The sequence below is a fragment of the Microcystis sp. CS-574 genome (genome assembly GCF_028329095.1).
Taxonomy (GTDB): Bacteria; Cyanobacteriota; Cyanobacteriia; order Cyanobacteriales; family Microcystaceae; genus Microcystis; species Microcystis ichthyoblabe_A.
In genome coordinates this window covers 1-19,714 of record NZ_JAQMSY010000023.1, presented here as the reverse complement: position 1 = coordinate 19,714, position 19,714 = coordinate 1, and the positions used below count along the sequence as shown (strand labels likewise).

The 19,714-nt window shown below is 43.1% G+C and carries 19 protein-coding genes and 1 tRNA gene; 9 read left to right on the top strand and 11 right to left on the bottom strand.

The features are described from left to right. Nucleotides 1–12 precede the first annotated feature (12 nt). Together PN470_RS01700 and PN470_RS01695 are read left to right on the top strand one after the other, a co-directional pair. A complete protein-coding gene (locus PN470_RS01700) occupies nucleotides 13–330 on the top strand; it encodes a DUF433 domain-containing protein (protein WP_002748414.1) in 318 nt (105 codons plus the stop codon). Between the two features lie 31 nt (nucleotides 331–361). Next, on the top strand, nucleotides 362–2,053 hold the full coding sequence (locus tag PN470_RS01695; protein ID WP_069475065.1) for a CHAT domain-containing protein: 1,692 nt from the start codon (nucleotides 362–364) through the stop codon (nucleotides 2,051–2,053). A gap of 57 nt (nucleotides 2,054–2,110) precedes the next feature. Here the strand turns inward: PN470_RS01695 and PN470_RS01690 are convergent, their stop codons facing one another. From PN470_RS01690 to PN470_RS01675, 4 genes are read right to left on the bottom strand one after another with little or no spacing between them, the layout of a single operon-like run. Next, complete coding sequence (locus PN470_RS01690; protein ID WP_002751806.1) at nucleotides 2,111–4,198, bottom strand: serine protease; 2,088 nt, start codon at nucleotides 4,196–4,198, stop codon at nucleotides 2,111–2,113. Nucleotides 4,199–4,222: 24 nt separating this feature from the next. After that, on the bottom strand, nucleotides 4,223–5,068 hold the full coding sequence (locus PN470_RS01685) for a S1 family peptidase (RefSeq protein WP_238142465.1): 846 nt from the start codon (nucleotides 5,066–5,068) through the stop codon (nucleotides 4,223–4,225). A gap of 22 nt (nucleotides 5,069–5,090) precedes the next feature. Continuing rightward, entirely contained in the window at nucleotides 5,091–5,309 is a 219-nt protein-coding gene (locus PN470_RS01680; protein WP_238142464.1) for a hypothetical protein, read from the bottom strand. Between the two features lie 6 nt (nucleotides 5,310–5,315). Continuing rightward, a complete protein-coding gene (locus PN470_RS01675; RefSeq protein WP_272103499.1) occupies nucleotides 5,316–5,648 on the bottom strand; it encodes a COP23 domain-containing protein in 333 nt (110 codons plus the stop codon). 509 nt (nucleotides 5,649–6,157) lie between these two features. Here PN470_RS01675 and PN470_RS01670 point away from each other — a divergent pair. Then, nucleotides 6,158–6,231 (top strand) — tRNA-Asp (locus PN470_RS01670). An 84-nt stretch (nucleotides 6,232–6,315) separates the two neighbouring features. On the opposite strand, the gene PN470_RS01665 is transcribed toward PN470_RS01670, so the two are convergent. Further along, nucleotides 6,316–8,850 carry a glycogen/starch/alpha-glucan phosphorylase gene (locus PN470_RS01665; protein ID WP_272103477.1) on the bottom strand — a complete coding sequence of 845 codons (2,535 nt, stop codon included), beginning with the start codon at nucleotides 8,848–8,850 and terminating at the stop codon, nucleotides 6,316–6,318. Nucleotides 8,851–9,019: 169 nt separating this feature from the next. Between PN470_RS01665 and hpnA the strand changes: the two genes are divergently transcribed. Further along, entirely contained in the window at nucleotides 9,020–10,006 is a 987-nt protein-coding gene (gene hpnA / locus PN470_RS01660; protein WP_271935371.1) for a hopanoid-associated sugar epimerase, read from the top strand. Nucleotides 10,007–10,078: 72 nt separating this feature from the next. On the opposite strand, the gene crcB (PN470_RS01655) is transcribed toward hpnA, so the two are convergent. Further along, nucleotides 10,079–10,483 (bottom strand): fluoride efflux transporter CrcB, encoded by a 405-nt coding sequence (crcB, locus tag PN470_RS01655; protein WP_103113323.1) that lies wholly within the window; start codon nucleotides 10,481–10,483, stop codon nucleotides 10,079–10,081. Between the two features lie 145 nt (nucleotides 10,484–10,628). Beyond that, complete coding sequence (crcB, locus tag PN470_RS01650; protein ID WP_271935372.1) at nucleotides 10,629–11,018, bottom strand: fluoride efflux transporter CrcB; 390 nt, start codon at nucleotides 11,016–11,018, stop codon at nucleotides 10,629–10,631. 124 nt (nucleotides 11,019–11,142) lie between these two features. Here crcB (PN470_RS01650) and rsmA point away from each other — a divergent pair, with 124 nt between their 5' ends. Both rsmA and ispE read left to right on the top strand, forming a co-directional pair. Next, a complete protein-coding gene (gene rsmA, locus PN470_RS01645) occupies nucleotides 11,143–11,949 on the top strand; it encodes a 16S rRNA (adenine(1518)-N(6)/adenine(1519)-N(6))-dimethyltransferase RsmA (RefSeq protein WP_271935373.1) in 807 nt (268 codons plus the stop codon). 17 nt (nucleotides 11,950–11,966) lie between these two features. Then, complete coding sequence (gene ispE / locus PN470_RS01640) at nucleotides 11,967–12,908, top strand: 4-(cytidine 5'-diphospho)-2-C-methyl-D-erythritol kinase (protein WP_271935375.1); 942 nt, start codon at nucleotides 11,967–11,969, stop codon at nucleotides 12,906–12,908. 21 nt (nucleotides 12,909–12,929) lie between these two features. Here the strand turns inward: ispE and PN470_RS01635 are convergent, their stop codons facing one another. The 3 genes from PN470_RS01635 to PN470_RS01625 are packed head-to-tail and all read right to left on the bottom strand — an operon-like array spanning nucleotide 12,930 to nucleotide 14,393. Continuing rightward, a complete protein-coding gene (locus PN470_RS01635; protein ID WP_271935377.1) occupies nucleotides 12,930–13,742 on the bottom strand; it encodes an urease accessory protein UreD in 813 nt (270 codons plus the stop codon). Continuing rightward, nucleotides 13,742–14,266, bottom strand: a complete 525-nt coding sequence (locus PN470_RS01630; RefSeq protein ID WP_002737570.1) for a hypothetical protein — start codon at nucleotides 14,264–14,266, stop codon at nucleotides 13,742–13,744. The genes PN470_RS01635 and PN470_RS01630 overlap by 1 nt, the downstream gene beginning before the upstream one ends. Next, nucleotides 14,259–14,393 (bottom strand): hypothetical protein, encoded by a 135-nt coding sequence (locus PN470_RS01625; RefSeq protein WP_002736832.1) that lies wholly within the window; start codon nucleotides 14,391–14,393, stop codon nucleotides 14,259–14,261. Before PN470_RS01625 ends, PN470_RS01630 begins: the two co-directional genes overlap by 8 nt. A 326-nt stretch (nucleotides 14,394–14,719) precedes the next feature. Here PN470_RS01625 and PN470_RS01620 point away from each other — a divergent pair, with 326 nt between their 5' ends. Together PN470_RS01620 and PN470_RS01615 are read left to right on the top strand one after the other, a co-directional pair. Next, complete coding sequence (locus PN470_RS01620) at nucleotides 14,720–14,968, top strand: helix-turn-helix domain-containing protein (RefSeq protein WP_002759092.1); 249 nt, start codon at nucleotides 14,720–14,722, stop codon at nucleotides 14,966–14,968. Next, the gene (locus tag PN470_RS01615; RefSeq protein WP_016516842.1) at nucleotides 14,965–15,690 is read left to right on the top strand and encodes a hypothetical protein; all 726 of its coding nucleotides are present in this window, start codon (nucleotides 14,965–14,967) and stop codon (nucleotides 15,688–15,690) included. Before PN470_RS01620 ends, PN470_RS01615 begins: the two co-directional genes overlap by 4 nt. A gap of 1 nt (nucleotide 15,691) precedes the next feature. Here the strand turns inward: PN470_RS01615 and PN470_RS01610 are convergent, their stop codons facing one another. After that, nucleotides 15,692–16,855, bottom strand: coding sequence for a DNA cytosine methyltransferase (locus PN470_RS01610; RefSeq protein ID WP_016516841.1), 1,164 nt, complete (start codon nucleotides 16,853–16,855; stop codon nucleotides 15,692–15,694). 254 nt (nucleotides 16,856–17,109) lie between these two features. Between PN470_RS01610 and gyrA the strand changes: the two genes are divergently transcribed. Continuing rightward, a complete protein-coding gene (gyrA, locus tag PN470_RS01605) occupies nucleotides 17,110–19,662 on the top strand; it encodes a DNA gyrase subunit A (protein ID WP_002736405.1) in 2,553 nt (850 codons plus the stop codon). The last annotated feature ends 52 nt before the right edge of the window (nucleotides 19,663–19,714 follow it).

The following is a 19,714-nucleotide window of genomic DNA, read 5'->3' as shown; positions in this document are numbered from 1 at the left end:
GAAAGTTTAATCATGAAAACCGCACTAACCGAATACAAGCATATTCAAATAGACGAACGCGGGATACCAATGATTGCAAGCTCGACAATGAAGGTGATTGATCTGGTGATGGCTCAGATGGCTTACGGTTGGACTCCTGAAGAAATTCAAATCAACCATCGCCATTTGAGTATGAGTCAGATTCACTCAGCCTTCGCCTACTATTGGGATCATAAAGAAGAATTGGACGGAGCGATCGCTGCCGATCTGGAATATGCCCAAAAAATGCGGCACTCAGCGATCGAGTCGCCTTTTGTGGCCAGACTTAAAACACAAGGAATTCTCAAGTGAGCCTCAAACTTTATTACGACAGGTGGTAGCGATGGCTAAGTTAGTGACTGTTAAATTGGGAGAAGGCAACTGGGAACAGGGATTTCCCGTTATCCTGCAAATTGCTGAGGAAGGCTCCCCTCCTTCGATCGAAGTTACAGGTAAATTGCCAAGCGCTCCGGAAATTCCCCAAAACTATGACCAATGGCAGTCTAGTTATAGACATTTGCCTGTTGTTGTCAGGCTAACAGCACCTGCTACCCAAATTACCAATGTTTCCACTACTGCCGACTGTCGCCAGACCCTTCAAACTTTGCAAGATAGCCTCAAACGCTGGCTGAACTCCGAGTCGTTTCGTCCAGTGAGAGAGCGTCTGTTAGAGAATTTGAACCGTTCCGAACCCATTCGCTTCATCATTCAAGCTGGGGATGGCTATTTGCGGCGGCTACCTTGGAATTTGATTGAGTTCTTTGACCATTATCCCAAGTCAGAGGTTGCGATCGCCGCTCCTGTCTTTGAAAAAATTGTTAGCCCACCTTCCCCCACCAAAAGGCTGAGAATCTTGGCAATTTTAGGCAATAGCGAGGGCATTGACGTGACGGCAGATAGACGCTTCTTGGAGAATTTGCCAGGGGCTGAGACGGTTTTTTTGGTAGAACCGCCTCGACAAAAGATTAGCGAACAACTTTGGGAACAACACTGGGACATCCTTTTTTTTGCCGGACACAGCCATACGGAAGGGGAAGTGGGGCGCATTTATATTAATCAAAGGGAAAGTTTGACTATCGGTGAGTTAAAACATGGTTTGAGGACAGCGATCGAAGGGGGGTTACAGTTAGCCATTTTTAACTCTTGTGATGGGTTAGGGTTGGCCAAGGAATTGGAGAATTTGCAAATTCCTCAAGCGATCGTCATGCGAGAACCTGTACCCGATAAGGTGGCACAGGAGTTTTTAAAGCATTTTCTCAAGGCATTTTCTAGGGGTAAATCTTTGTATTTGTCGGTGCGGACGGCGAGAGAACGTCTAGCTGAAGAAGGATTAGATACGGAACTGCCGGGGGTGATGGGGCTGCCCGTTATTTGTCAAAATCCTGCTGCCGTTCCTATAATTTGGCAAACTCAGAAGAGGCTGCCTATCCGTTTTTGGATAGCACTTCCCTTTGTTTTTGCCGCTTCGATGGCACTGGTGTTTATTATACCTAGCATTATCTCAATGTCAAATCACAATGAAAATTCACCTCCAAATCGACCGCCAGAAATTGAAACCTATCAATTCCACAAGTACGGAATTTCAATAAAATATCCCCGTAACTGGCAATTACAAGAGGGAAAAGGCGACCTAGAAGGATCAGGAATTTTTGTCAAATTTTCACCAGATAAAAACGATTTATCCTCTTTTCCTCCTCGCCTTACTATTAGCCTAGACGAATATTTGATTGGTCCACCTATGTTAGACGATTATGTGAATGACACTATCTCTAAAATAATAAATCAACAAAACTCCAGCATTATTCTTAGGTCTGAGCAGACGACCTTAGCGAATAATCAAGCTCATCTCATTGAGTATACTTGGCAAGATGATCTAGGTTTTCAGTTGAAATCTTTACAGTTCTTAATGATAAAAGGAGAAAAAATTTACAGAATCACCTACACGGCGGAAAATAAAGAATTTCCTGAGTTTTTGCCGCTTGTAACAAAGGTTATGATTAATTCATTCCAAGTTGAACTGAATCCAAATCTCTAGCAAAATATGAGGAGAAAAATCAATTTTGATAACAGGTCTACAGATTGAGAGAGAAATTTATACTCTTCCACCTAGAAGCTCATTAATTCTGTCAATCGCATCTTGGTAATCTTCTTTTCTATTTTGTTGTTTATAAAGTTCTGCTGCTTTTTTAAAATCTTCTAAGGCTTTTGGTTTTTCTCCGAGATCTCTATATGAAAGCCCGCGGTTGTAGTAAGCATTCGCCCAATCGGGAACCAGACGAATAACCTGAGTATGATCATTAATTGCTCCCCGATTATCTCCCAACTCACGATGAATCAAACCTCGCTCAAAGTACGCAATGTGATATTGAGGATCGTTGAGAATTGCTTGATTATAATCCTTGAGTGCTTCCTGATAAGCTTTAAACCGATTAGAATGAATCCAACCCCGAAGAAAATAGGCACGAGCATCTTTGGGGTTGAGGCTAATAGCTTGGTTCAGATCTTTAATAGCTTCTTGGTGTTCCCCTAATTCATCTCTAGCATCTGCCCGTTCTCTGTAGGCAGCTGCATATTTTGGGTTGCGCTTAATTGCTTCATTGTAATCGGATATTGACCCTTTATAATCTTTTAAGTAATAGCGGGCGTTTCCTCTGCCGAAATAGATACTCGCAGATCTAGGGACAGCAATATTCTCCTTAGTTAGAGTAACATCAAAATCTCCTCTATCTTTGCGTCTAAGCTTCAAGGTGACTTGAGTAACCGACTCACTGCTCATTTGATTAACAGTTAGTTCAACTAAATCTTCCGCACTTTTGTTCAGTGTTGATTTACCATTAATAGCTATAATTAAATCATCTAGAATCAAGCCTTGTTTGAAAGCAGGAGAGTTTTCAAAAATCTTGGTAATAATTAGCCCTTGACCAGATTCATGTCTCCGATATTGAAAACCCAAGCCAGAGTATTCTAAGAAGTTAAGGGCTTGAGTATAATCAGAGATCGCTCCTTGGTAGTCTTTTAAAGAATAGCGGGCATCGCCACGATTTTCGTAAGCCAGAAAAACATCAGGGTCGAGGCGAATTGCCTCAGTGTAATCCAAGATTGCTTTCTGATATTCCCCGAGTTCTGCATAGACAGTTCCTCGGTTGTTATAAGCTCCGCTGTATTCTGGATCGAGACGGATCGCATGGCTATAATCTTCGAGCGCACCTTGGTTATCTTCACTATAATCACGAGCTAAACCACGCCAAAAATAAGCTCTGGAGTTGTTCGGGTTCAGCTTGATAACTTCAGTCATATCCGCAATGGCTGCTTGATATTTGTTTTGCTCGATATATGCGATGCCTCTTTGTAAATAAGCATCAACATTGTTAGGTGAAATTTGCAAAACGCGATTGTAAGCTGCAATCGCTTCTTCATAGTTACCGCTATTGGCCTTAGATATTCCTAGAGTTAGTAAGTCTTCTGCAGTAGGCTGAAGAGCTACCGCAGGTGGCGATAGTACTGGATTATTCCGAGCCGCCAAAAAAGTTTTGATAGGAATTGCCAACCTCAAAGCTCTATCATCTGGTGACTCACGTAGCCCATTAATACCAATTAGAAAACCCTTTTCATCTAACAACGGACCCCCTGACATCCCAACAAAGATAGTATTATTAACAACTAAAGCATAACCTCCACCTTCTGGCGTAGAGCGTCGTTCTATAAAAGAGCCAACATTAAAACTGTATTCACGTTTTTCGGTTTTTGGTTGTTTAGCCGTCCAACCCGAAGCGTAAACTATTGCAGAACCTATGATTTTGTCAGAATCGCCTAACTTAGCAATTCTATAATTTTTATTACTCTCAAACTCCACTACTGCTAAGTCTAGCCCTGGTATTTCTTTTCTATTATAAATAGGATAACGATTTCCATCTGAGGTTTGAATTTCATATTGTCCTGCTTGAAATTCATTACTTTTGTCGTTATAGAAAACATGACGACAAGTTAAGACAAAATATTTGTTACCTTGTCGGTCAAAAATCACCCCAGAGCCAGTTCCTGCACCGTCAATTTTTACCGTAATTTCTTCAGCAATAACTTGAATCTCTTGAAGTGTCAACGCTATAGCAAGCTGAGGTTGCACTAGACAAACCACTGCCCCAATTAGTGCGACTGGAATTTGATAGGAAAATTTCATCATTATCATATTTCTTTTGAAGAATTACTACTGCTTGTGGGTTCTGAGTGCTGGAAGTCCTAACTGTTTGAAGGTTTCAATGGGGATTCCCCAACTATATTGGCTCATTTTCTTATGTTGATCTGGTGTTGCTTCAGAATTATCTGTAAATTCATAGGGAATATCCCAGAGAGGTTCTGCGTGCATTCCATTAATAGCAATAACTTCACCCCGATGATTGAATAGTGGCCCCCCGCTCATTCCTTTTTCAATTACATTAGTATAGCCAATTTGATAGCCACCTTTTAAGGGCTTACTTAGTATCTGCGTGACTTTCCCTCTGGTAAAAACAAAGCCAGTATTATAGTCTGTAATGGACGGTGAGATTGGCCTTGTAGATGATTCTACTGACAAGGGAAACCCTGCAGCAAACACCTCTTCTCCCACTATCGCAGGATCACCAAAAGACGCTACTTTATATACAACCTTAAAGCTACGAAACTGCAACAAAGCCAAATCATTACCCTTAAATGATACAGACTGGAATAAATTAGCTAAATAAACATGGCCATCTGAAGTCTGAATATGATATGGGGGAGTACCAGATCTCAGGACATGGGCATTAGTCAGAACTGTATAAACTGTTCCCTGCCGGTTTACTAGGAATCCCGACCCTATGACTTCTCTTGAGAGAATTCTGACTGTGATAGACTGAGCCTGTTTTGGCAATTGCTCCGATATTAAAGATAGCCCAGCCGCTTGCCAAGATAAACCCAAAAGAGAAATCTTTGAGTCTCTACTTGGAATAGACACCCCACCATTGAGCAACCCAAAAGGAATGAAGATCGATGAACTCCCCATACAAGCAACTACTATTACTGTCCACCACCGCATATTAGTTTGTTTTGTAATTCACTCACTGATCCCAAATGCCTGAATCTGGATTAAATGGCGAGGAAGAATTTGAAGGATCCACCCCTCCCAACAAACTGTTTACATCTAGGTAGAATTCGCCATTGACTTTGGAAATTTCGCTATCCCCATTTAGAAGGACGGGTTTACCTGAAGCAAGTCTGGCATTATCTTTGATCTGTTCTAAAATAATCTCAGGATTTGTCCCGCGTTTGAAAGTCACTAGCACTCAGTCTTTAAGACAAGGGCCGCCTTTAAAAGTGGCAACGCACAAGATAGGTTCTCCTCTGAGTATTGCCGCTTTAATAAACTTCAATGTACCATTGGAGTAAAATCTTTGGAATCTTTGAGATACAATTACACAACGCTGTTGAGGAGTATGAGGTGGAGGAAAAGAATCGTCTTGCCAACGAATTAGCTCAACATTACCCGCAAGTTCAGTGACAACAAAGGTTGCGGGTCCTCCTTCTCTGCTCATACTGCAAAAAAACTTCTGAGTTTGAGCACAACTGGGCTGCCCACCAATAGCCAAAGCCCGAACAGCCAGCGTACTAGCCGCCATTAGTGAAGCGAACAAGTTGAGTTTCATAGAAATCCCCCTCTGAGTCCAGCGACAACTAGATTCTAGCTCAAAGTCTTTGCTGCGGATGTTAGCCCAAGGACTTTTTTTGATAATTCTTTACATTTTTCCTGATTGACTTGATTGGGATTTTTTGGCTTTAACTAACGGCTCTTTTCGTTTCTGTGTGGAAGGAAGAGGAATAGGGATAATTTTCCAGAACTATAGTCTTCAAAGCCTTGCCTAGCAAGACTACTAGGAATGATCAGCACTGATTATCATACAAAGTCGAGAAGAGCCGCAAAAACTCGCATTTTGACCGTTGGAAGTATAGCAAATCCGTTTTTGATCAATAGTACGATTAACTCCCAATCCAACTTTCAAAACCCAGTTATGAATTGTTTCCCCCCCTCTCCCCATCTCCTCTCTCCCCACTCCCTCAAAAAAAATTTTCCCAGAGGTGCTTGACATAACCCTGATGATGAAGTTACAATTGGAATTGTCGCAAAAATGGGATTGTAGTTCAACTGGTTAGAGCACCGCCCTGTCACGGCGGAAGTTGCGGGTTCGAGCCCCGTCAATCCCGTAAAATCTAGATTAGAGTCGCTCAAGGCTGGTTATCCTGTGGGCAGTAGGATCGATGAAGACGTTCCCACTGCCTAGATTTGTTCTAATTTACCGATAAACCGGCATTAGCTTGAATATAATCGGGTAATTCAATCTTTACCGGTTGTACCCGCCAGATTTCCTCGCAGTATTCCCGAATCGATCGATCGCTAGAGAATTTCCCCATGCGGGCCACATTAAGAATTGCTAAACGACTCCAATGTTCTTGATCTTTATAGGCCCAACCGACTCCTTCCTGACAATCGATATAGGACTGATAATCGGCCAGTAACATATAGGGATCATTGTAGATAAGATTATCCACAAGCGGACGGAATAAACTACTATCACCCTGGCTAAAAAATCCCGAACCAATGAGGTCTAATACTGCCCGCAATTCTTCGTTATGGTAATAGTATTCTTGGGGATTATAACCAGCGGCTTTTTTAGCATAAACCTCCTCGGTTGTCAAGCCAAAAAGAAAGAAATTTTCCGCTCCCACCTCTTCACGAATTTCGATATTTGCCCCATCGAGAGTGCCGATAGTTAAGGACCCATTCATAGAGAATTTCATATTACCAGTTCCCGAAGCTTCTTTCCCGGCCGTGGAAATTTGTTCGGACAAGTCGGCAGCTGGATAAACCCGTTGACCGAAGGTGACATTATAATCGGGTAGGAAAACCACTTTTAACCGTCCTCCAATCGTCGGATCATTATCGATCACTTCTGCCACAGAATTAATCAATTTAATGATTAATTTCGCCATAAAATAACCCGGGGCTGCCTTCCCACCAAAAATAAAGGTACGGGGGGTAATATCGAGATTGGGATTATTTTTGAGGCGATGATAGAGAGTGACGATATGTAAAACGTTGAGATGTTGCCGTTTATATTCGTGAATGCGTTTTACCTGCACATCAAAGAGGGTACTAGGATCAACTTTAATGCCGACTTTTTTATCGATATAATTGGCTAAATCTGCCTTAATATCGTATTTAATTCGTCGCCAAGAGTCCCGAAATCCACCGTCATCCACATAATTTTCTAAACCGCGTAAATCCTCCAGATGCTTAATCCAATTTTCGCCGATTTTTTCGGTAATCGCAAAAGTCAAGCGGGGATTACTAGAAACTATCCAGCGCCGGGGAGTAACTCCATTGGTTTTGTTGCTAAACTTTTCGGGAAAGAGTTCATAGAAATCGCGCAGAACATCTTTTTTCAGTAATTCTGTATGGAGGGCTGCCACCCCATTAATTGCCTGGGAACCCACACAGGCGAGGTGAGCCATACGGACGTATTTTTCGCCGCTTTCATCGATTATAGACAAACGGGACATTTTGCCGTCATCCTGGGGATAAATAATGCGAATTTTATCCAAGAAACGATGGTTAATTTCGTAGATAATTTCCATTAATCGCGGTAAAAGACGACCAAAAATACTCAAAGGCCATTTTTCTAAAGCTTCTGGCAAAAGAGTATGATTGGTATAGGCGAAGGTATTTTGAGTGATAAACCAAGCTTTATCCCAATCGAAATGATGCACGTCAATTAACAAGCGCATTAACTCGGCCACCCCGACGGAAGGGTGAGTATCATTCAATTGTACTGACCATTTTTGATGAAAATTATCGAGACTGGGGTTCTCATGTAAGTGAATACGAATCATATCCTGTAGGGAACAGGAAACAAAGAAATATTGCTGTTCTAAACGTAGTTCTTTGCCTTGAATTGGTTCATCGTTAGGATAGAGAACTTTACTGATATTTTCCGAGTGAACTTTATTATCCACCGCACCATAATAATCACCGCGATTAAAGCGACCAAAATCAAAAGATTCACAAGCTTCTGACTTCCATAGACGCATGGTATTAGCGGTGTTAACTCGATAGCCGAGAATTGGGGTATCGTAGGGAATTCCTTTGACTACATAATCGGGAATCCAACGACTGCGATAATTACCATTTTCGTCGGTATAGGATTCGGTATAACCGCCAAATTTTACCTCTACTCCCGCTTCCGGTCGGGCAATTTCCCAGGGATTTCCATACTGTAACCACTTATCGGTTATTTCCACCTGCCAACCGTCGTGAATTTCTTGATCAAAGATACCAAATTCGTAGCGAATACCGTAACCAATAGCTGGAATTTCTAGGGTAGAAAGGGAATCGAGATAACAGGCAGCTAAACGACCTAAACCACCATTTCCTAACCCCGGTTCTTCTTCTTGGGCAATTAATTCTTCTAGTTTTAATCCCGATTCGCTGACAGCTTTCTCGACTTGTTCGTAGATACCGAGATTAATTAAATTATTGGCCAAATGGGGACCGACTAAAAATTCGGCCGAGAGATAACAAACGGTTCTGACATCTTTTTTTAGATAGGTTTGTTGGGTGGTTAACCAACGCTGCAATAAACGATCGCGTATGGTATAAGCTAGGGCCATATAAAGATCGTTTTTGCTGGCTAATTCCGGTAATTTACCTTGAATATAGAGTAAATTATCCCTTAAAGCCCGTCGGATAGTTTCTGTGTCTAATCCTGTTCTGTCGTCTTCGATGATAATCGGACAAACAAAAGTTGACTCTGGAGATGGATTCATAGGAGCATTTTTACTGAAGATTTACTGCTCTTAGTCTAAGATAACCCGCCCTGAAATTGTATCAAGAAAAGCTTAAATCTTGACTAAGATTAAGGTATAGTAATGATGAAGTTAAGGTAATTAAATTTCAGTTACCGATAGGAAGCAAAAATAGGGGAAAGTTTGAGCAATGCGTGCTTTTGTGACGGGTGGAACAGGTTTTATCGGGGCGAATTTGGTGCGATTGCTTTTAGTCGAAGGCTACCAAGTGCGCGTCCTCGTCCGTCCCCACAGTAATCTCAGAAATTTGTGGGGTTTAGACGTGGAAATTGTCTGGGGTGATTTAAATGATGAGAACTTATTTAAATTAATGGTCGGATGCGAAGTTCTCTTTCATGTAGCGGCGCACTATTCTCTCTGGCAAAAGGATAGATATCAACTCTACCAAAACAATGTTTTAGGCACAAGAAATGTCCTGGAATCGGCGCATTTAGCGGGAATTACCAGAATAGTTTATACCAGTTCTGTGGCGGCTATTGGAGTAGGTAAAAAGGGTGAAAGTGTCGATGAAACTTATCAAAGTCCCGCCCATCAATTAGTGGGTTATTATAAAAAATCGAAGTATTGGGCAGAACAGGAGGCATTCAAAGCAGTACAAAGAGGACAGGATATCGTTATAGTTAATCCTAGTACGCCCATAGGAGCATTTGATATCAAGCCTACACCCACCAGCGACATTATTCTCCGTTTTTTGCGGCGAAAAATGCCCGCTTATGTGAATACGGGATTAAATCTAATTGATGTGCGCGATGTGGCTTGGGGACATTTATTAGCTTTAGAAAAGGGCAGAACTGGCGAAAGATATATTTTAGGTCATCAAAACACTTCTTTAAAAACTTTGTTGACAGAATTAGCCGAAATTACCAGCATAAATGCCCCGAAAATTGTTTTACCTTTTTGGATTCCTTTACTAATAGCTTGGTTAGATGAAAAAGTTCTTCCTGTCCTCGGAAAATCCCCCTCTATACCCCTTGATGGCGTGAAAATGTCAAAACAGTCCATGTACTACGATTCCTCGAAGGCAGTGCAAGAACTAGGCTTACCCCAATCGCCGATTAGACAAGCTTTAGCCGATGCCATCGATTGGTTTCAAACCAATGGAGACATTACTTATTAACACTGAGTAGGAAAGGAAAAAGATGGTCTCAATTGTGCTTAGATATTTATCTATTTTTGCGCCCTTAATAATTCATCTAGGAAAACCTGTTCTTGCTAAAATAACTCCAATTTTAAGCGCAATCATCCCCCCAAGAACACTGCCCAACCAGTAAATTAAACCGAAAGTCACGTTTCCCTGCTCTAAAAACTTGTTGACCTCCAAACTATAGGTGGAAAAAGTTGTATAGGAACCACAAAAACCCGTGGCAATCATCAATCCTAATTCTGGGGCAATTATGCGAATATTTTCCCTGACTATAGTAAAGATATAGCCAATAATTAAACAGCCAGAAACATTAACAAAAAATGTCCCCAAAAATCCCCATTCTTGACCGAAAATACTGTCAATTAATTCTCCGATATAAAAACGACTCAAAGCCCCAAAAATAGCTCCAATCGCCACGAATAAACTATAACGTCCCCTGAAAAAATTCATGCTGTCTCTCCTGCCCTTCAATAGTCAATAAATTGGAGAATTAAGTAGCTGATTATAATTAAATTAAAAATGGATTTTAGGTTCGATCCCCCCTTAATCCCCCCTTGATAAGGGGGGCATCTGATAGTTTTTAACGCCTACCTACTTAACCTAGAAAAACTTGGGCAATATCTGCCCCGATTCTCACGGCAATCAATCCGAAAATGATACTAGCAACGGCAAAAACAAGACTGAGAAAATTTTGCTGATTGCGCCAGAGGATCAAGATATCTAAACTATAGGTAGAAAAGGTGGTATAAGCTCCTAAAAATCCCGTTCTAACCATTAAATCTAGTGCGTGGGAATAAAAGGGAAAACTGGGTAAAATAGCCCAAAAAAAGCCGATAGCTAGACAGCCAGTTAAATTAATAATAAAGGTTCCAGATGGAAAGCGCAAGCCGAATTTTGCTTTTGTCCATTCGGTAATATGATAACGAGATAACGCCCCCGGAACCGCTCCGGCTACAATTGCGAAAACATCGTTCAAATCTGACATTGTCTCTAATTTTTTTGCTATCTTTGCCTAGGCTCTATCATAATTGATGCGGTTATCGATCGCATGGCCCATATTTTCAGGGGTGTTATTGTCGAGAACAACCCTCTGATTTTAAAATAGAGGTATGAAAATTCAACCGCGTAAACGTTTTGGACAACATTGGTTAAAAGATGAATCGATACTCGATCGCATCATCAGCGCCGCTAATTTACAATCAGAGGATCGGGTATTAGAAATCGGCCCTGGTACAGGCATTTTAACCCGTCGTCTTCTCGATGGCGCTCGATTGGTTGTCGCTGTAGAAATCGATCGAGATCTATGGACAATTTTAAACAAAAAATTTGGCCAACAAGATAACTTTCATCTCATCCCGGGCGACTTTCTTAGCCTTAAACCGGAGCAACTGCCGCCGGTTAATAAAGTAGTGGCTAATATTCCCTATAATATCACCGGTCCGATCCTGGAAAAGCTGCTCGGTTCGATCGCCCATCCCTTCACTCCCCCTTACCAGAGTATTACCCTTTTGGTCCAGAAAGAAGTCGCCGAAAGATTAGTCGCTGTCCCCTCCACCAAAGCTTACGGCGCTCTCAGCGTCCGCATTCAATACCTTGCCGATTGTCAATGGATTTGTGACGTACCCCGGCGGGCCTTTTCCCCCTCTCCCCGGGTGGATTCGGCGGTAATTCAGCTTTTACCCCGTGTTTTGCCGAATAATGTCAGTAATGCGGCCTTTTTGTCCACTTTAGTTAGCCTTGGTTTTGCCAACCGGCGCAAAATGTTACGCAATAATCTAAAAAATTGTCTAGATAGCGATCGATTAATCCAAATCCTGACACAATTAGAAATTAATCCCCTCGCTCGCGCTGAAGATCTCAGTTTATCGCAATGGATTGACTTGGCGGAAAAATTAGGTCAATTGCCAAAATTTTAGATTTTTTTTCTTGACAAATGCACAGTTATACCCTTCTAGCCCCCGCTAAAATTAATTTATATCTAGAAATCGTTGGCGATCGCCCTGATGGTTTCCACGAGTTAGTCATGGTGATGCAGACGGTGGCATTATGCGATCGCATCACTCTCCGGCCGAACGGATTGCAGGAATTCCGCCTCTTTTGCTCTCATCCCCTCGTCCCCCAAGATAGCAGTAATCTCGCCCATCGCGCCGCCACTTTGATGGCGAAGGAATTCCCCCGCGTCTTTGCCAATTACGGCGGCATCGATATCACCATCGAGAAATATATTCCCGTGGCTGCCGGTTTAGCGGGGGGTTCCACCAACGCGGCGGCGGTGTTAGTCGGTATCGATTTAATCTGGGAATTAGGCTTAACCCGTCCGGAATTAGAAACTTTAGCGGCAAGATTGGGGTCCGATACTTCCTTTTGTGTGACAGGAGGAACGGTTATCTGTACGGGAAGGGGAGAAATTCTCGATCCGATCGCTCCTCTCACTGGATTATGGGTGATTTTAGCCAAATACGATCATTTATCCGTTTCTACACCCTGGGCCTACCAAAGCTATCGGCAAAAATTTCAGGATACCTATCTGTCTTCTCCAGAGGACTTTCATCACCGCCGTCAGCAGGTGAGTTCCGGGGCTTTGGTACAAGCGATCGCCCATAAACAACCAGCCGCTATCGGCAAATTTATCCACAATGACCTCGAAAAGGTGGTTTTACCGGAATTTCCCCTCGTAGCAGAGTTAAGACAGGTTCTAGGGGATTTAGGCGGCTTGGGAACGATGATGTCAGGCTCTGGCCCGACGGTTTTTACTCTCTGTTCATCTCAAGAAGTGGCGGAAACTATCGTTAAAGAGGCCCAGGAAATTCTCGTCGCTCCCGATCTACAATTTTGGATAGCCCCAATCACCGATACAGGCATTCAAGTGACTTGAGAAAATTAAAATTGACCGCCTTTACCAAGATAACCAAACTCGCGGAATAATTGCCTCTCGATCGCTCATTTCTCGCCTTAAAATTTGCCAAACCTGCTGAAACCATTGTCGCACTTCACCGCTAGAATTACCCCGATAACGACACAAAAGACCATCTCCTAAAGTGTTAGTAACTCCCATCTCCCCTTCTAGGGAAAAATCTCTCACTTTCTCAATTAAATTTCTGCCCACCGGTTGACCGATATAAACTAAAGTACCGATCAGGGCGCTATCATTTAAACCAGAAAATCCCTCGATCATTTTACCACCCAACAGGAAGGATTGATCGAGCCATAAAGGTTGTCCTGAGCGCCAAATTTCCCAATTAGAATGCCATTCTCCCGCTAAAAATTTCTCGCCTCGCGCACTGCGACCAAAACGGGTAATTTCCCATCCCAACCAACTGCTATTTTCCCCTAAATCCACTCGTAAATGTTGGCGAAATGCTGCACCATTAAAGATAATTGTTTCTTGGGGTAGCCATTCTAAACCGGCATTGTCATCGATTTTAATCTCGATTAATTGCTGTGCCATCTGACCATTACTCTGGTAAACTTTTCCAGCAGAAGCAGTGGTAATCAGGGCATTAGTAGCGGCTTGGAGATGAATTTTTTGTTGAAGAACATCACCCCCAACTATTCCCCCCGCAGTGTGTAAAATCACCGTGTGACAAAGGTTTTTTCCCTCGGGATAAAAAGGTCTTTGTACTTTTAAAGGGGCGGTAGCATAGACGTGATTAATCTGGGTTGCGAGATTTTTTTGCTTGTAAATTAGTTCTAGGTTTCCCTGCCACATTATTGCTCCTCAGTCATGGTTTCTAGAAATTGCCGATAATTTTCAGGACTAAGATTAATTTTAACTTCTATTTGCTGTTCTTTATCCCTGATCAGTAAAATATATTCACTTTCCGCTTTTTTGCCGACTAGGAGAGGATTTTTTAGCTCGAATTTTTTATAAACTAGATGGGGTTTCGTCACCCGAATAACTAAACTAGCTTGGGATTGAGGATAAATGTCTAATTGCTCCCGTTCCCGATCTAAAATTAATTGTTTAGGTGTCATGCTTCTTTCGTCAGCAAAAGTAGATTTATGCCAATAGAGGGTAATCCCGCGAATTTGGGGCATTTGGAGGCTAAACTTTTCATCAAAACCTTGCTGCTCCCAATTAATATCTTCCAGAGAGCCAGTATCGGGAATTAAACGCTGTTGCCAGAAGACTTCCTTAAGATTTAAATCTTGCCACCATTGGCTAATAATTTGGAAATTCTCCAGATTATCGGGGTGGGGATTGGCACTTTGCCAGAGGAGAGGATTAAGCATTTTGGGGGAATTTTTGGGCTGGGAAAATCAGGTTAATAGTTTTCGCTGGAGTTAAGGGATCATTAATCTCAATTATCATCGATTCTCGAGCTGCCGATCGGGCCATGGTATTAACTCTCGATCGCATTTTTATTTTATCCTAAATTATCGGCTCTTCTCGACTTTGTGTGATAATTTTTGCTTATGGAATCGTGAAATACTTATCGGGTAACACTTTTAGGACTATTTTGTCGAAGAGACTATCAGTATAGACCTCGTTTCCACACAGAAACCAGAAGAGCCAATTATCGGGGGAAAAACTGCTAAAAAATCCGATTTTGTCCCCCTGTGAGCTGCCTTGACGATCTTTTGATTCTGATTAAGAGGCTGTTTGGTTGACGGGAGGAGAGGAAAATTATTCCTGTGACATATAGTCCGTGGACTTATCGTCCACTAAAGACGATTATAGACTTTATGGAAAAATCAAAAGCAGTAATTTTAAGGGCATTGGGGTTAATGATCCGAGAGCATAGAGCAGCTTTAGGCATATCACAAGAAGAACTAGGGCTACGTTGCCATCTTGATCGTACCTATATATCTGGACTAGAGCGAGGAGTAAGAAATCCTTCTCTTACCGCTCTTGTCACTCTGGCGAAGGGCTTAAACATAACTGTATCCCAATTACTGGAAAATTTAGAGATAGAAATAGAGAAACCGGAATGAGTTCTGATTTAGTAGAAGCTATAAAAGCAAAGTTTAAACAGGGTTCATCACAGTACAAAGTCTTCGAGTTATTATCAGATCGAGCTTGGCATTGTCGTACCTGTGAAGGAAAAAAAATAGCATCGGAGCAATATGCTGGTGGCGGTGGTATCCAAGGATTAGAGCGCGGAAATAGGAGCGGTCGCCAGGGGCTAGTAATAGAAACAAAACGAGAATACTGTCCAATTTGTCAGAAAACAACAACTTGGGATCGATGGACTGGAGAGATGCGAGCGGCGAATGCCTCTGCCAACATACCGCCTCAATTAGTGGCTAGAATTTTGGAGTTTTATCGATATAAAGATGTGATTGAAAACAGAATCAGACAGTCACATGAACTGGTTATTGACCATCGTTTTCCTATGGAACGTTGGGGGATAAGTGAACCAAGTCATGATGTCAATATGAGTGTAGCTGAGATGAGAAACAAGTTTCAGCTTCTCAAAAAAGATAGTGCGGGAAATCATAATTTATTAAAGTCAAGAAGTTGTGAAAAATGTATTAAAACTGGTAAGCGAGGAACACCAATGGATATCAGATTTTGGTATTCCGGTGGAGAGAACTGGCCGGAAAATATTCCTCAATCTGGAGCAGAAGCAGAACAGGGCTGTGTAGGTTGCGGTTGGTATGATTTTGAAACATGGCGTAATTCTCTTAATATCAAATTGACTGAAGAGCGGTGATTTATCTTGCCACCTCTCCAATATTTTTATTACCTGTAGCTATTAGATTTAAGTAGGGAATAAGAGCATAGCCAATACACTCTGCCAAACGTGGAGGTACGGCGTTTCCAATTTGCCACATCGCTTTTTTCATTGTTCCTTCAAAAATAAAGGAATCGGGAAAAGTTTGTAATCTAGCCATTTCTCTGGCTGAAATAACCCGATTTAAATAGGGATGGATATGAGTACCGCCATGATTTTCTTTAATTGTCATACTTGGCTTACCCCGATACTGTCGTTTGAAGGCATCAACATAAGTTTCATATAAGGAACCCCCGGGAGGAACTTGAGCTATTCTGGCCATATATTCGGGGGAGTGACGAGTCCATTCGTGATTGATACTGGGAAGAGGTTCATAAGCAGGTAAATCGCAGATGGCGGCTTCAATCGGTTGGTATTTCTCCGGTACTAATTGAGGACTTGGATAAGGATTTGGCAGCCCAAATCTATTAGCTATGAAAATAGCTCTTGGTCTTATTTGAGGAACGCCATAGGCGGCAGATTCAAGAATTGCTATTGAAATATTTCTATAGCCAATACTTTGAAAAGCTTCCAGAATATTTTGCTTAATTTCTCCTTTTTTTATTGTTAGAATACCGGGTACATTCTCCATGACAACGTACCAAGGCTGTATTTCAGAAACAAGGCGGATAAATTCTTGAAACAGATGATTCCGTGGATCATTAGCATCTCGTTTTCCAGCAACGGAAAATCCTTGACATGGTGGTCCGCCCACCACAAGATGAATGAATGGATTGCCAATTTTGGCCAACCATTCTTGAGTATTAAAATCATGTATATCACCACAAAAATGATGACAATTGGGAAAATTCTTTTGATGGGTTGCTGAGGCGATCGGGCTAATTTCTGCACTGGCTACAGGGTTAAAACCTGCTTGCAATAAACCTTGGGTGATACCGCCCGCACCGGAGAATAGATCGATAAAATTATAGCTATTGAGAGGCTGAAGCGGAACGTTAACATCGACCAGGACTTGATAGGGATCACGCTTTACCGTTGCTAGTTCGCGCTGAATTCTTTCGTAACGACCTAACTTGGCTTTTTTCTGTTTGCTTACCGCCTGACTTGGTTGATTATCTGGAAATAATGATAATTGCAAATCCATTACTTTAAGAACAAATGGCCTATATGACAATATTGTGACAGATAGTCCACAGAGTGTCAAGATCGGGCCGGAATGAGGGAAGAGACTTTCGGCAAAAGTTTGAGTGCCGCCTCAAACCCCAAAAAAGAGGGATTTTATGGTAAAATAGTCCTACAAATGGGCATATTCTGCACATCAAAAGGGCAAAAGCCCGATTTTTAGCGAATTTAATCACAAAAACGCTTTTTTGCCTTGTTATTGGAGTTAACCCCCCTATGACCGCCGCCCAGGATCATGTCGTCCCCACAGACTTAAGCAATGAAATGTCCCGTTCCTACCTAGAATACGCCATGAGCGTCATCGTCGGGCGAGCCTTGCCCGACGCTAGGGACGGACTGAAACCCGTACACCGGCGCATTCTTTACGCGATGTACGAACTAGGATTAACCCCCGATCGCCCCTTCCGGAAATGCGCTAGAGTCGTCGGGGAAGTATTAGGAAAATACCACCCCCACGGGGATACTGCTGTTTACGATGCTCTCGTCCGCATGGCCCAGGATTTCTCCATGCGCGATCCCCTGATTAACGGTCATGGTAACTTCGGATCGATCGATAACGATCCCCCGGCAGCCATGCGTTATACCGAGTGTCGTCTGCACACCCTGGCCACCAACGCCCTACTACAGGATATCGAGTCAGAAACCGTCGATTTCGCCGATAACTTCGATGGTTCCCAACAGGAACCCGTGGTTTTACCCTCTAGAGTCCCGCAACTGCTAATTAATGGCTCATCCGGCATCGCCGTCGGTATGGCCACCAATATCCCCCCCCACAACCTGGCCGAGATTATCGATGGAACCGTTGCCCTCATCCATAACCCCGATCTCACCGATACGGAATTACAGCGTTATATCCCGGGGCCGGACTTTCCCACCGGGGGGCATATCCTCGGTAGAGACGGTATTCAGGAAGCTTACACCACCGGCCGCGGTTCCATTACCCTGCGGGGAGTCGCCTCCTTTGAAACCATCGAACAAAGGGGAAGACCCGATCGAGATGCTATTATCATCACCGAACTGCCCTATCAAACCAATAAAGCGGCATTAATCGAAAAAATCGCCGATTTGGTCAATGATCGCAAAATAGACGGTATTTCCGATGTGCGGGACGAAAGCGATCGCGACGGCATCCGGGTGGTGATCGAACTGAAACGGGATGCCTATCCCCGCGTCGTCCTCAACAATCTTTATAAACAAACGCCCCTCCAGTCGAATTTTGGGGCGAATATGTTGGCATTAGTCGATAACGAACCGAGATTACTGACTTTAAGGGAGTTTCTCCGCGTTTTCCTCGATTTTCGGGTAGAAGTGATCACCCGTCGTACCCGTTATGAACTCCGCAAGGCCGAGGAAAGGGATCATATCCTTCAGGGTTTACTAATTGCCCTCGCTAGTCTCGATGCAGTCATTGCCCTGATTCGCAGTGCTGCCGACACAGCTAGTGCAAAAGAGGGATTAGTGCAGAATTTTGGTCTTTCAGAGGTGCAAGCGGACGCAATCCTACAAATGCAGCTGCGACGGTTAACCGCCCTAGAATCGGAGAAAATTCAGCAAGAACACGGGGAATTACTGACAAAAATCGGCGATCTTCAGGATATTTTAGCCAAAAAAGAACGGATCGACAGCATTATCGAGGAAGAACTGCAACAGATCAAAACGATTCACGCTACCCCCCGTCGCAGTCATATTGAACAACGGGAAGGAGAAATCGCCGAAACTGACCTGATTGCCAACGAACAGGCCTTAATTCTCGTCACCGAACAGGGTTACATCAAAAGAATGCCCGTTAATACCTTTGAGTCCCAAAATCGGGCAACAAGGGGCAAAGCTGGCGCGAAAATGAAAGAAGACGACGGCATCGATCACTTTATCACCTGCCGCGATCACGATAGCGTTCTCTTTTTCACCGATCGCGGGGTTGTCTATAGTCTCAACGCCTATCATATCCCCACCGGTTCGCGTACCGCTCGCGGGGTTCCCATCGTGCAACTGTTAGAGATTCCCAAAGGGGAGAAAATTACCTCGGTGGTGGCAGTCAGCGAGTTCAGCGAGGATAATTACCTGATTATGCTCACACAAAAGGGCTTTATCAAGAAAACCGCCCTCGCTGCCTTTAGTAATATTCGATCAAACGGTTTAATCGCCATTTCTCTCGAAGACGGTGATCAACTACGTTGGGTTCGCTTGGCTAAAGAGGAAGATAGCGTCATTATCGGTTCTCGTCAGGGGATGGCCATTCATTTTAAGGCCGATAGTCAACAATTGCGCTCCCTGGGAAGGGCAACTAAAGGCGTAAAATCGATGAAATTGCGCTCAGGTGACGAATTAATTAGTATGGACATCCTGCCTAGTCAAATTGTCGCCCAAATCGCTGAATCTAACCAAGAAGAAACCGAGGACGAAAGCGAAGAAATTAACCCCGAAGTGGCTAATAATGGCCCCTGGGTGTTAGCAATTACCATGGCAGGACTAGGAAAACGGGTTCCCGTTACCCTTCTACGTCTGCAAAATCGGGCGGGATTAGGAGTCAGAGTGATTAAATTCCGCAAAAAGAACGATAAATTAGCGGCTCTGCACGTTGTTAACCCCAACGAGGAATTTATGATTATCACCGAACGGGGTATTATCATCCGTCAATCCGTCGATGCTATTACTCCTCAATCGCGATCGGCCGGAGGCATCCGGGTACAAAAACTCGATGAGGACGATGCGATCGCTGCGGTGGCCCTAGTTCCCCCTAGTGATGCGGAGGAATCTGAAGACATTTAGATTTGCCAGGAAGTGGGGAAGTGAAGTGTGGGGTGTGGGGTGTGGGGTGTGG